Origin of the sequence: Halorubrum sp. SS7, assembly GCF_005435055.1 — an archaeon.
In the GTDB taxonomy this organism is placed as follows: domain Archaea; phylum Halobacteriota; class Halobacteria; order Halobacteriales; family Haloferacaceae; genus Halorubrum; species Halorubrum salinarum.
Genome location: NZ_SGXV01000101.1, coordinates 1 through 577, shown reverse-complemented (window position 1 = coordinate 577; position 577 = coordinate 1). Strand labels below are relative to the sequence as shown.

General features: G+C 64.1%; 1 protein-coding gene. It reads right to left on the bottom strand.

Going from position 1 to position 577, the window contains the following annotated elements; translation table 11 throughout:
- Positions 1-50: 50 nt before the first annotated feature.
- On the bottom strand, positions 51-350 hold the full coding sequence (locus EXE44_RS20915; protein WP_092922471.1) for a transcriptional regulator: 300 nt from the start codon (positions 348-350) through the stop codon (positions 51-53).
- Between the last annotated feature and the right edge of the window lie 227 nt (positions 351-577).

Below are 577 nucleotides of genomic sequence, written 5' to 3'. Positions count from 1 at the left end.
GAGAGCGCGGAGAACGGCGCCGAGCGTTCCCGTCGCGGCCGCGTCGAGGCTCAGTCGGCCAACCCCTCGGCCTCGATCCGTTCCCAGAGCCGCTTCCCTTCCTCAGTGACGCCGTAGATGCGGCCCTTTCGCTTCTCTTTCGAGACGAGCAGTTCGACGAGCGAGCGCTCCCGGAGGGAGCGCAGCGCCCGCGAGACGTGCGTGATCGGGAGACTAGTTCGGGACGCGATAGACGAGGGGATCGACGGGCCGTCGACGAGCTGTTCGAGCACCGCCGTTCGGTACTTGGAGCTGATGATGAACCCGATCTGATCCCAGTCAGTGGAGTCTTCGTTCCGCTCGTTCTCCATCGGGCTCCCTACCTGCCGTACGGGCATAAGGCGTGGAGATTGTTTACGACGACCCGAGCGCCGCGACGACGACTCGGTTCCCGCGGTCCGGCTGTCGGCGATCCGCGCGGAGTCAGGCGGTAACGAAATCTTACCGGCTGCGAGCGATCGGCCATCGCGTCAGAGGACCGGAATATGTTCTCCATAACGATATGGCGACCCGACGGAGAGATGTCCGAATGAGTGAC

What these genes read in the sequence shown, in the direction of transcription:
- EXE44_RS20915 (WP_092922471.1), bottom strand. Translation starts at nt 350, where the DNA reads ATGGAGAACGAGCGGAACGAAGACTCCACTGACTGGGATCAGATCGGG.